This is a genomic window from Streptomyces sp. NBC_01197 (assembly GCF_036010505.1).
GTDB lineage: Bacteria > Actinomycetota > Actinomycetes > Streptomycetales > Streptomycetaceae > Streptomyces.
Genome location: NZ_CP108569.1, coordinates 7,192,375 through 7,208,922 on the forward strand (window position 1 = coordinate 7,192,375; position 16,548 = coordinate 7,208,922).

A 16,548-nucleotide genomic window follows, 5' to 3' on the forward strand; every position below is an offset into this window, starting at 1 on the left:
CCGGTGGGCTGCCGCCGAGTCCCGCAGGCACCGCAGGATGCGCACCTGCCGATCGGTGACGTCCATCATGACCGCGCCCGGCCCAGGCCTCGGGCGGCCTCACGGAGCGCCATCCGCGCGGCCGGGGTGTTCCCGGGCGGCGTCTGCCAGTACGGGTGAGCGGCGATGCGCGCGGACAGCTGCTGGAGGCGTCGCCGGGGCGCGGCAGTTCCGGCCTGTCGCGCGGCGGGGGCCGCGAGCTGCCAGTAGGTGGCGTACCAGTCGGCCTGGGCCCTCAGGAGATCGTCGGGAAAGCTGTACCTCATGTCGTCGAGTAGAGCACATGTTCGAATTTTCTCGCACTCTGGTCGGTCTCGTTCGCGAGTCATCGGTGGCCTGCGCCATCGAAGGTCGACCGTGTGCTGCCATCGGATGTTGAGTGGATTTGATGCCCTTCTGGCCGCCGTCGGTGACCCCTGCACCGGACACCCCCGCCCCGGCGACGCAGGGTTCGAGTCGGCGACTTCCCTGGAACACCCTCTGACGATCGCCTCGGAGGCCGACCCGTTCGAGTTCCCTACGGGCAGCCGGTGGCAGAACGGGATCCCACTGGCGGCGATGGCATCCCATTCGCCCAGCGCCGCACCTCGCCGACACCGCCGACGTCACAGTGCAGATGGCCTCACTGGGAGGGGGGTGGACACGGCCCATCTCCTCCTCGCCGACGTCGACCTGGCGCAGTGGCTGTTCGTTCAGGAGAGCGATGAGTCAGCTGCCGCATGTGCAACCAGTCGCTGAAGGGGAGGATTCAGCAGGAGCGGGCTCGCTGCTGCAGCACGCGCTGCCGTGCAAGGCGGGACTCTTGCCCAGCTGGTCTGTGTCGGCCTTGACAACGTAGACCTCCCACGGCTCCTTGCCCGGGCCGTGCACCCACACCTTGTCCTGTAGCGCGTAGCAGCACGAGGTGTCGTTCTCCTCGAACGTGGCGAGGCCGGCATCCTTGAGGCGAGTCGTTGCGGCCGCCACCTGCTCGGTCGCTTCCACCTCTACGCCGAGGTGGTCCAGGCAGGTTTCCTGTCCGGGCTCTCCCTCGATCAAGACGAGCTTGAGCGGCGGCTCCGTAATGGCGAAGTTGGCGTATCCCTCACGTCGCTTGGACGGTTCGGTGCCGAACAGCTTCGAGTAGAAGCTGACCGACGCTTCCAGGTCGCTGACGCGCAGGGCGAGCTGTGCACGGGACATGGCAGGGCTCCGATCGACTGCATTGATGTCCGTCTATTCAAGGTTGCTTCGTGAATAGGCAAATGTCAATATAGAAGCATGTCGAAACAAGAGCTTGTGGTGCTCGGTCAGACTGACGACAAGGCCGGCGCCTGCTGCCCCGGGCTGCTGACCGCTCCCCTCGGTGAGGGGCAGGCCGTCGAACTGGCGCAGGTCTTCAAGGCGTTGGGCGACCCGGTGCGGTTGCGCCTGCTCTCGCTGATCGCCTCGCGCGCCGGCGGAGAGGTCTGCGTTTGCGACCTGACGCCCGCCTTCGATCTCTCTCAGCCGACGATCTCGCATCACCTCAAGCTGCTTCGGCAGGCCGGCCTCATCGACTGTGAGCGGCGCGGTACGTGGGTCTACTACTGGCTGCTGCCCGACATGACCGACCGCCTCGCAGGCGTCCTGACGCGTCCCGCAGGCGAGACCCTGCCCGCGCCCGCCGAGGTGACCGCGTGAGCTCCGCACCCGAGCAGGCGGTCGCCGGCCGTCTGTCGTTCCTTGACCGCTACCTCGCCGTGTGGATTCTCGCCGCTATGGCGCTCGGCCTCGGACTCGGCCGCGTTGTGCCCGGCCTCGGGGCCACGCTCGCCAAGGTCACGGTGACCGGGGTATCGCTGCCGATCGCGCTCGGCCTGCTCGTGATGATGTACCCGGTCCTCGCCAAGGTGCGGTACGACCGGCTCGACACCGTCACCCGCGACCGCCGCCTGCTGTTGCCCTCGCTGCTGCTGAACTGGATCGTCGGACCGGCGCTCATGTTCGCGTTGGCGTGGCTGTTCCTGCCCGGCCTGCCCGAGTACCGCACGGGTCTGATCGTCGTGGGGCTGGCGCGCTGCATCGCCATGGTGATCATCTGGAACGACTTGGCCTGCGGTGACCGCGAGGCCGCCGCCGTCCTGGTGGCGCTGAACTCGGTGTTTCAGGTGATCGCGTTCTCGGCCCTCGGCTGGTTCTACCTCTCCGTGCTGCCCGGGTGGCTCGGATTTGAGCAGGCCGGCCTCGACGTGTCCGTGTGGGAGATCGCCCGAAGCGTGCTGATCTTCCTCGGTATTCCGCTCGTCGCCGGCTACCTCACGCGCCGAATCGGCGAGAAGGCCAAGGGCCGCGCCTGGTACGAGGCGAAGCTGATCCCGCGCATCGGGCCGTTCGCCCTGTACGGGCTGCTGTTCACGATCATCGTCCTGTTCGCGCTGCAAGGCGACGCAATCACCTCGCAGCCGCTCGACGTCGTCCGCATCGCGTTGCCGCTCCTCGTGTACTTCGCGATCATGTGGGCCGGATCGATGGCGGTCGGCCGTGCCGTGGGACTCGACTACCCGCGTGCCACGACGCTCGCGTTCACCGCCGCCGGCAACAACTTCGAACTGGCCATCGCGGTAGCCATCGCCACGTTCGGCGCCACGTCCGGGCAGGCACTCGCCGGTGTGGTCGGCCCGCTCATCGAGGTACCCGTACTGATCGGCCTCGTCTACGTCGCACTGTACGCCCGCCGCTTCTTCACCGCTCCCGCGCCCCTGGCCGACGAAGGCCGCGCCCCTGTCTGACTACGCATCCCCTCCGTGTTGTTCGTCTGCGTCCACAACGCCGGCGGCGGGCACGTGGTGCGCCAACTCGGTGGCCAGGCGTCGCATGGCCGTGCGGTTGGCGCGCCGCATCATGGTTCGAACGGCGGCCAGCAGCCGGTCGGCGAGGGGGGCGTGCACCCACCTGTAGGTGAACGAGATGTGGGTCCCACCGGTCCGCAGCGGTTCCATGGCATAGGTGCCGTGGGCCACGCGTCGGCCGGCCCCGCTGACGTTGCGTTCGACGATGCGCCGCAGCACGTCGGCCCTCCACGACCTCGATGGTGACGTCGGTCTCGGTGCCGCCCAGAGCGGCGGTCACCGTTACGCACGGTCCGATGCCGCAGGCAGGGTCGTTGTAGCGCCAGTCGGTCAGATAGTGGTTGGTGAACCGCTCGTGGTGAGCCATGACATCGAGGAAGTCGTAGACCTGCTCCGACGTCTGAGGTACGTGGATCGACACGGTGACAGACTTCATGTACCAATCGGTACAGGCAGCATGTACCGATTGGTACACTCGCGGCCGTGGTGAATACGGACGACTCGCTTCCCGACGGCAGGGCCGGGCAAGGCACCCACGGGGACCGGCGCGCACAACTGGTGGACGCGGCCGTCGATCACGTCGCGGCACACGGCATCGCGGACCTGAGCCTGCGCCGCCTGGGCGCCGCGATCGGCGTCAGTCATCGCATGCTGATCCACTACTTCGGCTCCAAGGAACGGCTGTTCGTCGAGATCGTCCGGACGTCGGAGCGACGTCAGCGCGACCTCCTGTCCCGGCTCCGCCTGGAGTCCGGTCTCTCGCCCGCCGACCTCGCGCGCCGGCTGTGGCAGCAGCTGGCGGACCCTCGGCTGGCCGGTCAGGAGCGACTCTTCTTCGAAGTCTGCGGGCAGGCGCTGCGAGGCCGCCCCGAGGCGGCTCCGGTGCTCGAAGGGCTTGTGAAGGACTGGCTGGAGCCGCTCGTGGCCGCCGAAGTCAGTGCGGGAGCGGACCCTGCCGTGGCCCGGAGACGCGCCAGAATGGGACTCGCCACTGTCCGCGGTCTACTGCTCGACCTGCTCGCCACCGGTGACCGCGCCGGCGTCGACGCGTCGATGGAGGAGTTCCTCCGGCTGTACTACGGCGCGGAGTGACGGACAGCGACAAGGGTCGGCTCACGGAACACGGCTGGAAGCAGTCAACACCCTGATCTCGCCGGGCTGGGTTTCTCACGCGCGGCCGGGTCGACGCGGACGCCCAGCCGGTGCGGGCGGGTCAGCGTTGCCGGATCATGGGGTGCGTGGCCAGGGCGGTGACCTCGATGTCGGCGTACGGCCAGATCGGCAGGCTGGTCAGCGCCTCTTCCAGCGCGTCGGCGTCGATGGCAGACCATATGCCGACGTTGCCGCGCCGGCCCGGGATCCGCCAGAACTGCTGGATCACTCCCTCGTCCAGCAGTTCACGGCCCCGCTCCCGTTCCCGGCGGATGAGATCGTCGCGTTCGTCGGCGGGAAGCGTGTAGGCGCGGGAACCGTCGACCTTCACGAGAAACTCCATGGGGACCTCCTTGATCGATGTGCCGCCAGGAAGACTACATCGAACAATGTAGAACTTCGAAATAGTAGTCTTGCCTCATGCCGAAGAGTCCGCATCACCCCGATCTCGGGGACGTTCAGCTTGCAAGGCTGCTCTCTGCCCTGGGGGATCCGGCCCGGCTCGCGATCGTCGCCGTGCTGGCGGACCGCGCCGAGCACCAGCGTGAGGACTTTTCCGTGAGCCTCGGGCCGTCCACGGTGAGCCACCACATGCGGATCCTGCGAGAAGCGGGTCTGACTCTCCACCGCTTCGAGGGCACCCGCTGCTTCGTCTCGCTGCGGGAGGACACCCTCGACCGCTTCTCCGCGGCGCTGACGGGCATCCTTGAGGCCCTCGACACCATCGACACGCATTAATGTGTGGAGTTGTGATCTCGTGGGGCCCGGCCTGGGGGCGGCCCGGCTCGTGGAGTAGAGCGGTGGGATGCCTCGCCCTCAACTTCCGGATGCCGAGTGGGAGTTCATCTCCCCGTTCCTGCCGGTCGGTGAGTACGGCCCGTACCCGGAGAACCGGCGGACGCACTTCGAGGGCGTCATGTGGCCGTTCAGGAACGGGGCGAAGTGGCGGAGGCGCCCGAACGGTTCGGGCGCTGGTCTACCGTTTACGGCCGGCTTCGACAGTGGCGGGATGCTGGGGTGTTCACCGCGGTGTCCCTGGGGACGATCGCCGAGGCGGCGAAGTGAGGTCTTGTGGCTTCCTTCAGGCAGAGCTTGCGTCGACGCCGAATGTGTCGGCGCTCGGCCTGTCCGTTCTGTTCCTCCGTGCCGTCCCTTTTGCTGGGCTGTTTCCTGCTCCTGCGCGGCTTCTTCCAGGGCCGACATGAGGTGCTTGCTGACGCGGGTTCCACCCCGTGAAGAGGGCGGAACCCGGCAACCGATTCACGACATCGCGCAGGCCCTAACCGTACGGCTGCCATTCCTGGGCGGTGCGGGTGGCGAGCCTCTGGGGCTGTAGGCGCCGCACCTGGTAGTTCACGGACGACGTGCTGGACAGGCCGGCGGCGTCGCCGATCTCGCGCATGGTCGGGCAACGCCCGTGCTTAGCGACCGAATCGGGCCCGCAGGATGCGGGCCCTGCGATTCGGTGATGTCCATCATGGCGCTCCGTGAGACTGCCGGGCGCCTGTCAGGCCCCGGGCAGTCTCACGGAGCGCCATCCGTGCGGCTGGCGTGTTCCCGGGCGGGGTCCGCCAGTCCGGGTGAGCGGCGATACGGGCGGACAGCTGCTGGAGCCGCCGCCGGAGCGCGGCTGTCCCTGACTGCTGCACCATGATCAGTGCCGCCCGGCTCGTCGCCGCAACGGCTGCCGTCGCCGTGCTGAGCAACCGCCCCGAAGTCACCGACTGGGCCCTGCGCTACTTCGGCCCGTGGTGGAACGCCACTTCCGTGGACGCCACCGAAGTGTGCGCCGAAGCCGTCGTGACCGCGGACGTCAACCCGACCGCCTACGAGGAGATCACCAGTCTGGTGAACGATGGCCGGGCAACGGAGGCCGTGGAGTACGCGAAGCACCCCCTTTTCGTGGCACGCGACGGTGAGGACATCATCGCCACGTCGCTGGTTGAAGGGATCGTGTACCGCAGCACGCCGTCCTCCGGTCGTCTCGTCCTCGCCGGCACCCACGTACAGCCTCTCGCCCTGGCCGCCGCGCGCCTCGCACGGGAAGCGGTCCGTGGCCGGCCCCTGCGGGACGGCTGGGCTGTGCTCCACTCCTCCGCAGTCGTACGGCCGGACGACGGCGCAATGCTCCTCACCTTCGGTGACAAGGGCGCCGGCAAGACGACCACGGCCCTGCTGCTCGCCTCGCACGGCTGGCAGCTCCTCGCCAAGGACCGGGTCCTCGTCCGGCCCACCGGCGAAGCCGATGTAGACGTGGTGCCCTGGCCGTCCGCCGCCGCGCTCGGCGTCGGCCTGCTGCACTCGCTCGGCTGGGACGCCACAGCGCGCGAGCACCTGCAGGGCGGCGACAGCTTCCACCCGACCCAGCACGAATCCGTGACCGATGCGCTGCTCGCCGCAGACCACACCCCGCTGTGGGACGCCAAGAAGCGGGAGCGCAAGGTCCAGGTATTCCCCGACCAGTTCCCGGACATGTTCAACGTCCCCCTGGCCACCCGCGGGCACGCCGCCGGTCTGGTCTTCCCCCAGGTCGACGCAGACGCAGCACCCGACGTCATCGACGGCAGACGCACGCTGGGCGAGGCCGACTTCATGTCGGGGGCGACAGAGGACCGTTACCCGGACGTCTTCGGCCTGGCCCAGGGCGTCGACGGCGGCGGCCGGAAGAGCGCCCGCGCCGAGGTGGCGGCCCGTCTCGCCGAACTGCCACACCGTGCGGTCCGGCTCAACCACGACATCCCGGCCAGCGCAGCCCTGTTGAGCAAGATCGCCGACACGATCTGACCCCGCCCGGCACGCGCAGCCGGCAACCGCACACGCCCATGGCGAAGCCGAAGCCCAACTGCGTTCACTCGGAGTGCAGAACATCAGGGTGGACCAGGTGCGGGCGATTGGACGCGCGGCAGCGGACTCCGCCACCATCCCCGGTGTGAGCGAGCTATGCGGGCGGTGCTTCCACGAGCGCGTCGCTGTCTCCCCGGACGGTGACGTGTACGGCTGCATCCTGTCCCGGCATCTGCGAACGGGGAACGTGCGCAACACCCCCCTGCGGGACGTCCTGTCCGGTTCTCGGTGGGCTGATGCCCGATCCGCTGTGCCGAAGGCGGCGACGAACGCGTGCCCGCCCAATGATGGCGGGGATTGCAGTCCGGCCAGCACCCCCGCCTGCAACCCCAAGTTCTAGGAGATGCCGGTGAACTGGAAGCCCCACGCCGCAGCCCTCGCTGCCGGTGCGGTCCCGTCGGGGTCGCGGTGGCGCGCCCCTGTTGCGTTGCTCCCGCGCCACCTGTTCATCCCTTGCTGGTGGGCGGGCCAGGACAGTTGGTCCCTGCGCGCAGGGGCGGACGACGAGGAAGCTTGGCTGACTGCCGCGTACGCGGACGACTCGCTCGTAACCCGGGTCGGAAGCACACACGCGGACCAGGCGCAGCCCGGCGATCGGCCGGCAGGCCGGCCAACGTCGTCGGCAACGCTGCCGAGTCTGCTGGTGCGGATGTTCCAGCACGCCCGGCTCAGCGACGGAGACACCCTGCTGGATGTCGGCACCGGCTCGGGATACGGCACCGCGCTGGCCTGCGTACGCCTGGGTGACCATCGGGTCACCAGTATCGACGTGGACCCCTACCTCACCGAAGCAGCAGGCCAGCGGCTCACCCAGGTCGGACTGGGGCCCCAGCTCTACACCCTGGATGCGAGCGGCGAGCTGCCAGAGCACTACGACCGCATCGTGGCCACGGTCGGGGTCCGGCCTGTGCCCACCAGTTGGCTGACGGCACTCAAGCCGGGCGGGCGGCTGGTGACCAACATCGCGGGCACGACGCTCATTGTCACCGCGGACAAGCAGGAGGACGGCACCGCCCGGGGACGAGTCGAGTGGGACCGCGCCGGGTTCATGCACGCCCGCCACAGTGCCGACTACCCGCCACTCTTGGACGGTCTGGTCGAGACGGCTTGCGCCGAAAGGGGGGAGTTCGTCACGGTCAGCCGATATCCGGTGGTCGACGTCGAACAGGCATGGGACCTGTCGTCCATGCTCGGCATCGAGGTACCCGGCGTCGTCTACGGCTACGAGGAGACCGGGCAGCAGCGCACAACGTGGCTCGCCCACCCGGACGGCTCATGGGCCCGAGCCACCAGCACGGAGGGGGGCGATCCTGTCGTACACCAGAGCGGTCCACGCCACCTGTGGGACGTTCTGGATGAGATCCGTTCGTACTGGCTTCAGCACGGCGAGCTGCCCGTGCGCGGCGCCCATGTGCTGATCACTCCGGACGGCCGGACACGGCTTGCCCGAGGAGGCTGGCGCTCCACCCTCTGAACTTCGCACCCCGTGTGATGGCCCCACACTGGGGTCGGCCCTGCACCCCTGCTGAACCGTCAGTTCCGGCCGCAGAGTGTGGAGGAGCCCCGGTACAGAAGGCCCGGAAGTCTTCTGTACCGGGGCCACGCCGTGAGATCAGCGGACACGGCTGCTGCGGAGCCTGGCGTGCCACCCGCCTGCCGATCGACTTCACGCGTCGCGCGGTGACTTCACGGGATCGCTTCGCAAGTCCACGATCCGCTTGAACTTGCCCACCGACCGCTCCAGCGTCTCGGGGTCGACGACCTCCATGCAGACCGAGATCCCGATGGAGTCCTTGATGCGCGCGGCGACCGACCGGGCCGCCGCATCCCGTACCTCCGGCGAGGTGTCGGGCCTGGCCTCCGCCCGTACGGTCAGCGCGTCCATCCGGCCCTCCCGGGTGAGCCGCAGCTGGAAGTGCGGGGCGAGGCCGGGTGTCCGCAGCACGATCTCCTCGACCTGGGTGGGGAAGAGGTTCACCCCGCGCACGATGACCAGGTCGTCGCTGCGCCCGCTGATCCGCTCCATCCGCCGGAACTCTCTGGCGGTGCCCGGCAGCAGCCGGGTCAGGTCCCTGGTCCGGTAGCGGATCACCGGCATGGCCTCCTTGGTGAGCGAGGTGAAGACCAACTCCCCCTGCTCGCCGTCCGGCAGGACCTCACCCGTGACCGGATCGACCACTTCTGGGAAAAAGTGGTCCTCCCAGATCGTGAGGCCGTCCTTGGTCTCGACGCACTCCTGGGCCACACCGGGCCCCATGACCTCGGAGAGCCCGTAGATGTCGACGGCGTCGATCGCGAACCGCTCCTCGATCTCGCGCCGCATCTCATCGGTCCATGGTTCGGCGCCGAAGATGCCGACCCGCAGTGAGGTGGACCTGGGGTCGATGCCCTGGCGCTCGAACTCGTCGAGCAGGGTGAGCATGTAGGTCGGCGTCACCATGATGATGTCGGGGTGGAAGTCCTGGATCAGCTGCACCTGACGGGCCGTCATTCCGCCGGACGCGGGGATTACCGTGCAGCCGAGGCGTTCGGCGCCGTAGTGAGCCCCGAGGCCGCCGGTGAACAGTCCGTATCCGTACGCCACATGGACCTTGTCGCCGGGCCTGCCGCCCGCCGCGCGGATGGACCGGGCCACCACGTCCGCCCAGGTGGACAGGTCGCGTTCGGTGTAGCCGACGACCGTCGGGCGGCCCGTCGTGCCACTGGAGGCGTGGATGCGCCGTACCTCGGACTCCGGTACGGCGAACATCCCGAACGGGTACTGGTCGCGCAGATCGGCCTTGACGGTGAACGGGAAGCGGGCCAGGTCGGCGAGGGTGCGGCAGTTTTCGGGGCGCAGCCCCGCCTTGTCGAAGGACTCGCGGTAGAAGGGCACGTTCTCGTACGCGTGCCGGAGCGTCGCGCGCAGCCGCTCGGTCTGAAGCGCTTCGAGCTCGTCGCGGTTGAGCCGTTCAGCCGCGTCCAGCAGGGCTGTCATGTGGTCACTCCCGTCCCGGTGTCCCGACCGGCAAACCAGCCGACCGATCATTCGGTCGACATGTGTCCGATCAGTAATTCAGGAGCAGGCCGGACCGTCAAGAGCTGTGTGCTGCCCGTCTGCCCCTCCATCCCCCCGCAGGGGCAGCGGCACCGACGGGCCGCCTGCGGTCCCGGACCGTCAACTCGTACGCAGGCGTGCGGGGTGGGAGGGGCGAGGTGAGTACCCGGGTGTAAATTTTCGGACGTTCACTTCACCGTGGTGTGCGGCGCGGCGCCGGGCACCGTGACCATCGGAGCGGCCATGCGCATCACCACCGAAGCGGACGGGCGCCACGGCGCCGGACTGCCCGGGGCCCTCTCGTGAGCGGTCCGCGCCGGGTCGTAGTCGTCGGCGCGTCCGCCGCCGGCCTCGCCGCGGCGGAGGGGCTGCGCCGGTCCGGTTACGACGGCGGGCTCGTGCTCGTGGGCGAGGAGGAGCACCTTCCGTACGACCGGCCGCCGCTCTCCAAGCAGTTGCTCGCCGGTGAGTGGGCAGCCGACCGGGTCCTGCTGCGGAGCGCCGGGGCGCTGGCCGACCTGGACATCGAGCTGCGCTCCGGCACCCGGGCGCGGGCCCTGGATCCGGCCGCCCGGGAGATGGACACCGGCGACGGCGGCACCATCGGCTATGACGCGCTCGTCGTCGCCACCGGAGTCCGGCCCCGGGTGCTGCCGGGCATGGACGGTATCGCGGGAGTCCATGTCCTGCGCACGCTGGACGACGCGACGGCCCTGCGCGAGTCGCTCGCCGGCCGGCCGCATCTGGTGATCGTCGGCGGCGGCTTCATCGGCGCCGAGGCTGCCGCCGTCGCCCGGGAGGCCGGCTGCGAGGTCACGCTGGTGACCGACCGGGCGGTGCCGCTCGCCGACGCGGTCGGCCACGACATCGGGAGCATGCTGACGGACCTGCACCAGGAACACGGCGTACGGACGGTGACCAGCGCCCTCGTCGAGAACATCGTCACCGACGGCAGCCGTGCGACGGGCGTACGTCTCTCCGACGGCCGCACCCTCGCGGCGGACTCCGTACTCGTCGGCATCGGGTCGCGGCCCAACACCGAATGGCTCGCGGGAAGCGGGCTCCGCCTCGGCAACGGCGTCGAGTGCGACGCCACTCTCCGCGCCGCCGAGCACATCTGGGCCGCCGGAGACGTGGCGTCCTGGCCCGACCCGGTGACCGGGGAGCGGCTGCGGATCGAGCACCGCACCAACGCATCGGAACAGGGCCGCGCGGTCGCCCGCAACATCCTCGCCGGAGAGGCGGCCACCGCCTTCACCACCGTGCCCTTCGTCTGGTCGGACCAGTACGACCTCAAGGTCCAGATCCACGGCAGGACCCGTGGCGCCGACCTGGTGCACATCGTCGAAGGGAGCCTCGCCGAGCGGAAGTTCACCGCTCTGTTCGCCCGCGCGGGACAGGTCTGCGGTGCGGTCGGTGTGAACATGACCCGTCCGCTGCGCGCCCTGCGGCCCCTGGTCGCGGCCCGCACGCCATGGGCGGAGGCACTCGCCCTGCAGGAAGCCGGAGCCGTCTGATTCGCGTCGTCCGCCGGGGGCGCTCGTACAGCCCCCGGCGGACCTCCCGGCCACCCGAGCCGCCACGACGCCGCACCGGGTCACGGTCAGCGGAGACCCGGACCCGCCACCGTGCCGCACCGGCCGGCGGGCCGCGCGATCAGCAGCGCGAGCAGCGCCCCGGCGCCGCAGACCGCGCCGATCGCGATCCACAGCGGGTCGTACGAGCCGAACGCGTCCCGTGCCGCCCCGCCGAGGAACGCGGCGAGACCGGCGCCCAGTTGGTGCGCGGCGGCCACCCAGCCGAAGACGATCGCGCTGTCCGCCCCGTACAGCTCCCTGCAGAGCGCGAGAGTCGGCGGCACGGTGGCCACGTCGAGCAGCCCGAACACCACCACGAAGGCGACCATCGGCGGCCGGACCGTGGCGGACATCAGCACCGGCAGGCAGAGCAGCGTCAGACCGCGCAGCGCGTAGTACACGGCGAGCAGCCTCCGCGGATCCAGACGGTCGGTCAGCCAGCCGGAGAGGACCGTGCCCGCGACATTGAAGACACCGACCAGTGCGAGCAGCGAGGACGCCGTGGTCGCGGGCATCCCGTGGTCGTGGGCGGCCGGGGTGAAGTGCGTCCACATCACGCCGTTGGTCGAGGCGCCGCAGATCGCGAAGGTGGCCGCGAGCAGCCAGAACGGGGCGCCGCGCGCCACCGTGCCAAGGACCCGCACCGTACGGGCGGCCGCACCCGGCAGGGCCGCCGGCTTCGGGGTGAACCGCTGAGCGCCGTAAGCCCGTACGCCCGCGTCGGCGGGGTGGTCCCGCAGCAGCATCAGCGCCAGGGGCAGTGCGGCGCACGCGACCAGCGTCAGCAGCACCGCGGCCGTCCGCCACCCGTGATCCGCGACCACCCACGAAAGCACCGGAAGGAAGACGAACTGCCCGAAGACCCCGGCGGCCGTGAGTACCCCGCTGACCAGCCCGCGCCGCCGGACGAACCAGCGTTGCGTGACGGTCGCTGCGAAGGTCAGCGCCATCGCGCCCGAGCCGAACCCGATCAGCAGGCCCCAGGTCAGTACGTACTGCCAGGGAGCGCTCATCGCCGTGCTGAGCAGAGCACCCGCGGCGACGGCGGCCAGCGCCGCGCCCACCACGCGCCGCAGCCCGAACCGGTCCATCAGCGCGGCCGAGAACGGGGCGACGACCCCGTACACCACCATGTTCACCGAGGCCGCCAGGCCGATCGACCCGTGCGACCAGCCGAACTCCCGGTGCAGCGGCTCCGTGAACAGTCCCGCCATCGTGGTGAAAGCTCCCGCGGCCACGATCGCCAGCGCCGCCACCGCCGCCACCCGCCAGGCGGGATGCAGCCGCCCGCGCCCCGTCGGGCCGCCCGTGTACTTCGTCGCGATATCAGCCATGCACCGACCCTGCGCCCCAGCCGAGACCGGTACCAGTGGCGAGATAGACATGATGTGCAAGGATCTCGCCATGACCCTCTTCGGTGACACAGCAGGCCCCGGCCGCCGCCACCGGGTGGCCGTACTCGTGCGCCACGGGCTGCTCCCCATGGAACTCGGCATCGTCCACCGGCTGTTCAGAGGCGCCGTATCAGCGGCGGGCGAGCCGCTGTACACAGTTCTGACCTGCACGGTTGAGCCCGGGGAGATCCGGACCGAGGCCGATGTGACCGTCAATGTCACCCTCGGGCCCGAACTGCTCACCGAGGCGGACACCGTGGTCGTTCCCGCATCGGACGAGGACTACTGCCCGCGCGAAGCCCCGTATCTGCCGCCCGCGCTCGCCGACGCCTTCGCGCGGATCCGCCCGGGGACCCGACTCGCCTCCATCTGCACCGGCTCCTTCGTGCTGGCCGCGGCCGGATTCCTGGACGGCAGGCGCGCCACCACCCACTGGCGCTCGGCCGCCGACCTGCGGCGGCTCCACCCGGCGGTGGAGGTCGATCCCGATGTGCTCTACACCGACGACCGGGGCGTCCTCACCTCGGCCGGTGTGGCCTCGGGCATCGATCTCTGCCTGCACATGATCCGCAGCGACCACGGCGCCGCCGTCGCCAACGCGGTGGCCCGCGCCACGGTGGTCCCGCCCCACCGCGAGGGCGGCCAGGCGCAGTTCGTGCCTTGCCCGGTTCCTGCCCCCGCACCGCTGCCGACCGGCGCGGCGCGCGCCTGGGCGCTGGAGCACCTGGGGGAGCGCATCACCCTGGACGAGCTGGCGGCCCGTGCCGCGATGAGCACCCGCACCTTCTCGCGCCGCTTCTGCCAGGAGGTCGGCCTCACCCCCGTCCAGTGGCTCACCCAGCGCCGGGTCGACCTGGCCAGACAGCTCCTGGAGGAGACCGACCTGCCGGTCGACCGGGTGGCGGCGGACGCCGGGTTCGGGACCGCGGCGTCCTTCCGTAACCATCTGCACGAGGCGCTCGGGGTCTCCCCGAGCGCCTACCGTGCCACTTTCCGCGGTTCCGCCCGGCCTGACCGCCCGGACCCGGTTCAGCCGCCGGCAAATCAGTCGGCGGCGACCGCCACCCCACGCGCCCAGCGGTAGTCGGCCTTGCCGCTCGGCGAGCGCTGGATCTCCGGTGCTATCACCAGCTGCCTGGGCACCTTGTACCCGGCGATCCTGCTGCGGCAGTGCGCCTGGATGTCGTCCAGGCTGGGTTCCTGCGCCCCGGGGCGTACCTGCACCACGGCCGCCACATGGTTGCCCCACCGGGCGTCCGGCACCCCGGCGACCAGGGCGTCGTACACATCGGGGTGGGACTTGAGGGCCTGTTCGACCTCCTCCGGATACACCTTCTCGCCACCGGTGTTGATGCACTGCGAGCCGCGCCCCAGGACGGTGACGATGCCCTCCTCGTCGACGGTCGCCATGTCGCCGAGCAGCACCCATCGCTCGCCGTCGGTCCGGAAGAAGGTCTCGGCCGTCTTCTCCGGGTCGTTGTAGTAGCCGAGCGGGACATGTCCGCGCTGTGCGATCCGGCCCACCTCGCCGACGGCCACCTGCCGGTAGGTGGCCGGATCGACCACCGCCGTACGGGAGTTCATCCGCAGCCTGAACCCCTTGTCGGGGCCCGAGTCGGGGGTCGCCGTGCCATTGAACCCGGACTCCGACGAGCCGAAGTTGTTCAGCAGCGTCGCCGTCGGCACCAGCTCCTGGAACTGTGCGCGCACCGTCTCCGACATGATGGCGCCCGAACTGGAGACGCTGAACAGCGAGGAGCAGTCGGTGCCGCTGAGCGGCCCGCTGAGCGCGTCGATCAGCGGTCGCAGCATCGCGTCGCCGACCAGCGACACACTGGTGACCTTCTCCTTCTCGATGGTGCGGAGCACCTCCTCCGGGGCGAACTTCCGGTGGATCACGACCCGCTGGCCGAAGTTGAACGCGATGAAGGCGGTCAGCGTTGACGTGCCGTGCATCAGCGGGGGAGTGGGGAAGAAGGTGATCCCGTCGCCGCCCGCCGCGACCCGCTCGGCCAGTTCCTCCGGCGCGCCGACCGGCTCGCCGGTGGGGGCGCCGCCGCCGAGGCCGGAGAAGAACAGGTCCTCCGCACGCCACATCACGCCCTTCGGCATCCCGGTGGTGCCGCCGGTGTAGATGATGAACTGGTCGTCGGCCGACCGGGGTCCGAAGCCGCGCTCCGGGGACCCGGCCGCCTCCGCGTCGGCGTACGCCACGGGCCGGATGCCGGGCTCCGGCGCCCCCTCGGGGGGCTCGCCGACCCGTATCAGGTGGCGCAGCTTCTCGGTCTTCGGCAGCGCCGCCGCGACCCGCTCGGTGAACTCGCCGTCGAAGACCAGCGCCGCCAGATCCGCGTCCCGGTAGAGGTAGATCAACTCCTCTTCGACATAACGGTAGTTGACATTCACCGGCACGATACGCGCCTTGAGGCAGGCGAGTACGGTCTGCAGATACTCCACCCCGTTGTAGAGGTGCAGCCCCAGGTGCTCACCCGGGCGGATTCCGCTGCCGGCCAGATGGTGCGCGATGCGGTTGGCCGCGGTGTCCAGTGCGGCGTACGTGAGTCTGCGCTCCGCCCCCGTACCGGGATGGTCGATGAACACGAGCGCCTCGCGGTCCGGGACCGCGTCGACGACGGACTCGAACAGGTCGGCAAGGTTGTACTCCACCACATCTCCTGACGCCGGCGTCCAGTGACCCGGCGTCATTACAGCGCCGTGCGCGGAAAGTGGGAAGGCCCCCACGAAGAAATCTGACTGCCTGTCAGAAAACTATTGAACTGCAACCCCGCCTGCTGCAACCTGTCTACGCGCCGCTCGCCGATCCGGCTCAGATCCTCACAGGCGCCCAGATCTTGAAACGGGAGGACGGCCATGGGTGGTACGGAACACCTCACCGTGCGGCGCGAAGGCGCCACGCTGGTGCTCACTCTGAACAGGCCGGAGGCGAAGAACGCACTCTCGCTGCCGATGCTGGTGGGGCTCTACGACGGCTGGCTGGCGGCGGACGAGGACGACGAGGTCCGCTCGGTGGTGCTCACCGGAGCAGGCGGCGCCTTCTGCGCGGGCATGGACCTCAAGGCCCTGGCCGGCGCGGGAATGGAGGGCGAGCAGTACCGCGACCGGCTCAAGGCCGACCCCGATCTGCACTGGAAGGCGATGCTGCGCCACCACCGCCCCCGTAAACCGGTGATCGCCGCGGTCGAGGGGTACTGCGTCGCCGGAGGCACCGAGATCCTCCAGGGCACCGACATCCGGGTCGGCGCCGAGAGCGCCACCTTCGGCCTCTTCGAGGTAAAACGCGGTCTGTTCCCGATCGGCGGCTCCACGGTGCGCCTGCAACGCCAGATTCCCCGCACCCACGCACTGGAGATGCTGCTCACCGGTCGCCCGTACACCGCGGCCGAGGCGGCGGCCGTCGGCCTCATCGGTCATGTGGTGCCCGACGGGACCGCGCTGGAGAAGGCCCTGGAGATCGCCGGGCAGATCAACGCCTGCGGGCCGCTCGCCGTGGAAGCCGTCAAGGCCTCGGTCTACGAGACGGCCGAACTGACCGAGACCGAAGGGCTGAAGTCCGAACTGGACCGCGGCTGGCCCGTATTCGACACCGCGGACGCCAAGGAGGGCTCACGCGCCTTCGCCGAGAAGCGGCCGCCCGTCTTCCGCAGGGCCTGACCGCGCGAACACATCCCGCGCCG

General features: G+C 69.9%; 18 protein-coding genes and 2 pseudogenes. 12 read left to right on the forward strand and 8 right to left on the reverse strand.

Going from position 1 to position 16,548, the window contains the following annotated elements:
* Window positions 1-65: 65 nt before the first annotated feature.
* Together OG452_RS33025 and OG452_RS33030 are read right to left on the reverse strand one after the other, a co-directional pair.
* Window positions 66-305, reverse strand: a complete 240-nt coding sequence (locus OG452_RS33025; protein WP_327299215.1) for a hypothetical protein — start codon at window positions 303-305, stop codon at window positions 66-68.
* Window positions 306-747: 442 nt separating this feature from the next.
* The gene (locus tag OG452_RS33030) at window positions 748-1,221 is read right to left on the reverse strand and encodes an ArsI/CadI family heavy metal resistance metalloenzyme (protein ID WP_327299216.1); all 474 of its coding nucleotides are present in this window, start codon (window positions 1,219-1,221) and stop codon (window positions 748-750) included.
* 78 nt (window positions 1,222-1,299) lie between these two features.
* On the opposite strand from OG452_RS33030, the gene OG452_RS33035 reads away from it, so the two are divergent.
* Both OG452_RS33035 and arsB read left to right on the forward strand, forming a co-directional pair.
* On the forward strand, window positions 1,300-1,701 hold the full coding sequence (locus OG452_RS33035) for an ArsR/SmtB family transcription factor (RefSeq protein WP_327299217.1): 402 nt from the start codon (window positions 1,300-1,302) through the stop codon (window positions 1,699-1,701).
* Window positions 1,698-2,789 (forward strand): ACR3 family arsenite efflux transporter, encoded by a 1,092-nt coding sequence (gene arsB / locus OG452_RS33040; protein WP_327299218.1) that lies wholly within the window; start codon window positions 1,698-1,700, stop codon window positions 2,787-2,789. Before OG452_RS33035 ends, arsB begins: the two co-directional genes overlap by 4 nt.
* Here the strand turns inward: arsB and OG452_RS33045 are convergent, their stop codons facing one another.
* Window positions 2,790-3,068 (reverse strand): hypothetical protein, encoded by a 279-nt coding sequence (locus OG452_RS33045; RefSeq protein WP_327299219.1) that lies wholly within the window; start codon window positions 3,066-3,068, stop codon window positions 2,790-2,792. It abuts the gene before it with no gap.
* A gap of 264 nt (window positions 3,069-3,332) precedes the next feature.
* Here OG452_RS33045 and OG452_RS33050 point away from each other — a divergent pair, with 264 nt between their 5' ends.
* Window positions 3,333-3,941 (forward strand): TetR/AcrR family transcriptional regulator, encoded by a 609-nt coding sequence (locus OG452_RS33050; RefSeq protein WP_327299220.1) that lies wholly within the window; start codon window positions 3,333-3,335, stop codon window positions 3,939-3,941.
* A 121-nt stretch (window positions 3,942-4,062) separates the two neighbouring features.
* Here OG452_RS33050 and OG452_RS33055 read toward each other — a convergent pair whose 3' ends face one another.
* The gene (locus OG452_RS33055) at window positions 4,063-4,344 is read right to left on the reverse strand and encodes a muconolactone Delta-isomerase (RefSeq protein ID WP_327299221.1); all 282 of its coding nucleotides are present in this window, start codon (window positions 4,342-4,344) and stop codon (window positions 4,063-4,065) included.
* A gap of 77 nt (window positions 4,345-4,421) precedes the next feature.
* On the opposite strand from OG452_RS33055, the gene OG452_RS33060 reads away from it, so the two are divergent.
* The 3 genes and pseudogenes from OG452_RS33060 to OG452_RS33065 all read left to right on the forward strand — a co-directional run.
* Window positions 4,422-4,739 carry an ArsR/SmtB family transcription factor gene (locus OG452_RS33060; protein ID WP_327299222.1) on the forward strand — a complete coding sequence of 106 codons (318 nt, stop codon included), beginning with the start codon at window positions 4,422-4,424 and terminating at the stop codon, window positions 4,737-4,739.
* 67 nt (window positions 4,740-4,806) lie between these two features.
* Window positions 4,807-4,911: pseudogene (locus tag OG452_RS35515) on the forward strand (hypothetical protein); the annotation flags it as partial.
* A gap of 24 nt (window positions 4,912-4,935) precedes the next feature.
* Window positions 4,936-5,024 (forward strand): annotated as a pseudogene (locus tag OG452_RS33065) (transposase); the annotation flags it as partial.
* A gap of 256 nt (window positions 5,025-5,280) precedes the next feature.
* Here OG452_RS33065 and OG452_RS33070 read toward each other — a convergent pair.
* Window positions 5,281-5,463, reverse strand: coding sequence for a hypothetical protein (locus OG452_RS33070; RefSeq protein ID WP_405565225.1), 183 nt, complete (start codon window positions 5,461-5,463; stop codon window positions 5,281-5,283).
* 188 nt (window positions 5,464-5,651) lie between these two features.
* On the opposite strand from OG452_RS33070, the gene OG452_RS33075 reads away from it, so the two are divergent.
* The 3 genes from OG452_RS33075 (at window position 5,652) to OG452_RS33080 (ending at window position 8,319) form a co-directional block, all read left to right on the forward strand.
* Window positions 5,652-6,785, forward strand: a complete 1,134-nt coding sequence (locus OG452_RS33075; protein ID WP_327299223.1) for a hypothetical protein — start codon at window positions 5,652-5,654, stop codon at window positions 6,783-6,785.
* Window positions 6,786-6,930: 145 nt separating this feature from the next.
* Window positions 6,931-7,185, forward strand: a complete 255-nt coding sequence (locus OG452_RS35520) for an SPASM domain-containing protein (protein ID WP_442810136.1) — start codon at window positions 6,931-6,933, stop codon at window positions 7,183-7,185.
* Window positions 7,186-7,188: 3 nt separating this feature from the next.
* Window positions 7,189-8,319 carry a 50S ribosomal protein L11 methyltransferase gene (locus OG452_RS33080; RefSeq protein WP_327299224.1) on the forward strand — a complete coding sequence of 377 codons (1,131 nt, stop codon included), beginning with the start codon at window positions 7,189-7,191 and terminating at the stop codon, window positions 8,317-8,319.
* A gap of 192 nt (window positions 8,320-8,511) precedes the next feature.
* Here the strand turns inward: OG452_RS33080 and paaK are convergent, their stop codons facing one another.
* Window positions 8,512-9,822: a phenylacetate--CoA ligase PaaK gene (paaK, locus tag OG452_RS33085; protein ID WP_327299225.1), complete on the reverse strand. Its 1,311-nt coding sequence runs from the start codon at window positions 9,820-9,822 to the stop codon at window positions 8,512-8,514.
* Window positions 9,823-10,184: 362 nt separating this feature from the next.
* Here paaK and OG452_RS33090 point away from each other — a divergent pair, with 362 nt between their 5' ends.
* Window positions 10,185-11,399, forward strand: a complete 1,215-nt coding sequence (locus tag OG452_RS33090) for an NAD(P)/FAD-dependent oxidoreductase (protein WP_327299226.1) — start codon at window positions 10,185-10,187, stop codon at window positions 11,397-11,399.
* 86 nt (window positions 11,400-11,485) lie between these two features.
* Here the strand turns inward: OG452_RS33090 and OG452_RS33095 are convergent, their stop codons facing one another.
* On the reverse strand, window positions 11,486-12,793 hold the full coding sequence (locus OG452_RS33095) for an MFS transporter (protein ID WP_327299227.1): 1,308 nt from the start codon (window positions 12,791-12,793) through the stop codon (window positions 11,486-11,488).
* 70 nt (window positions 12,794-12,863) lie between these two features.
* Here OG452_RS33095 and OG452_RS33100 point away from each other — a divergent pair, with 70 nt between their 5' ends.
* Complete coding sequence (locus OG452_RS33100) at window positions 12,864-13,937, forward strand: GlxA family transcriptional regulator (RefSeq protein WP_327299228.1); 1,074 nt, start codon at window positions 12,864-12,866, stop codon at window positions 13,935-13,937.
* Here OG452_RS33100 and OG452_RS33105 read toward each other — a convergent pair.
* Window positions 13,898-15,520, reverse strand: coding sequence for an acyl-CoA synthetase (locus tag OG452_RS33105; protein ID WP_327299229.1), 1,623 nt, complete (start codon window positions 15,518-15,520; stop codon window positions 13,898-13,900). The two genes, OG452_RS33100 and OG452_RS33105, sit on opposite strands and share 40 nt — an antisense overlap.
* Window positions 15,521-15,724: 204 nt before the next feature.
* Here OG452_RS33105 and OG452_RS33110 point away from each other — a divergent pair, with 204 nt between their 5' ends.
* The gene (locus OG452_RS33110; protein ID WP_327299230.1) at window positions 15,725-16,525 is read left to right on the forward strand and encodes a crotonase/enoyl-CoA hydratase family protein; all 801 of its coding nucleotides are present in this window, start codon (window positions 15,725-15,727) and stop codon (window positions 16,523-16,525) included.
* Window positions 16,526-16,548 lie beyond the last annotated feature (23 nt).

Excerpts from the sequence above, each read along its gene's own strand:
- OG452_RS33030 (WP_327299216.1), bottom strand. The coding sequence starts at position 1,221 with ATGTCCCGTGCACAGCTCGCCCTGCGCGTCAGCGACCTGGAAGCGTCG.
- OG452_RS33110 (WP_327299230.1), top strand. The coding sequence starts at position 15,725 with ATGGGTGGTACGGAACACCTCACCGTGCGGCGCGAAGGCGCCACGCTG.
- OG452_RS33025 (WP_327299215.1), bottom strand. The coding sequence starts at position 305 with ATGAGGTACAGCTTTCCCGACGATCTCCTGAGGGCCCAGGCCGACTGG.
- OG452_RS33060 (WP_327299222.1), top strand. The coding sequence starts at position 4,422 with ATGCCGAAGAGTCCGCATCACCCCGATCTCGGGGACGTTCAGCTTGCA.
- OG452_RS33075 (WP_327299223.1), top strand. The coding sequence starts at position 5,652 with ATGATCAGTGCCGCCCGGCTCGTCGCCGCAACGGCTGCCGTCGCCGTG.
- OG452_RS33080 (WP_327299224.1), top strand. The coding sequence starts at position 7,189 with ATGCCGGTGAACTGGAAGCCCCACGCCGCAGCCCTCGCTGCCGGTGCG.
- OG452_RS33100 (WP_327299228.1), top strand. The coding sequence starts at position 12,864 with ATGACCCTCTTCGGTGACACAGCAGGCCCCGGCCGCCGCCACCGGGTG.
- paaK (WP_327299225.1), bottom strand. The coding sequence starts at position 9,822 with ATGACAGCCCTGCTGGACGCGGCTGAACGGCTCAACCGCGACGAGCTC.
- OG452_RS33035 (WP_327299217.1), top strand. The coding sequence starts at position 1,300 with ATGTCGAAACAAGAGCTTGTGGTGCTCGGTCAGACTGACGACAAGGCC.
- OG452_RS33095 (WP_327299227.1), bottom strand. The coding sequence starts at position 12,793 with ATGGCTGATATCGCGACGAAGTACACGGGCGGCCCGACGGGGCGCGGG.
- OG452_RS33055 (WP_327299221.1), bottom strand. The coding sequence starts at position 4,344 with ATGGAGTTTCTCGTGAAGGTCGACGGTTCCCGCGCCTACACGCTTCCC.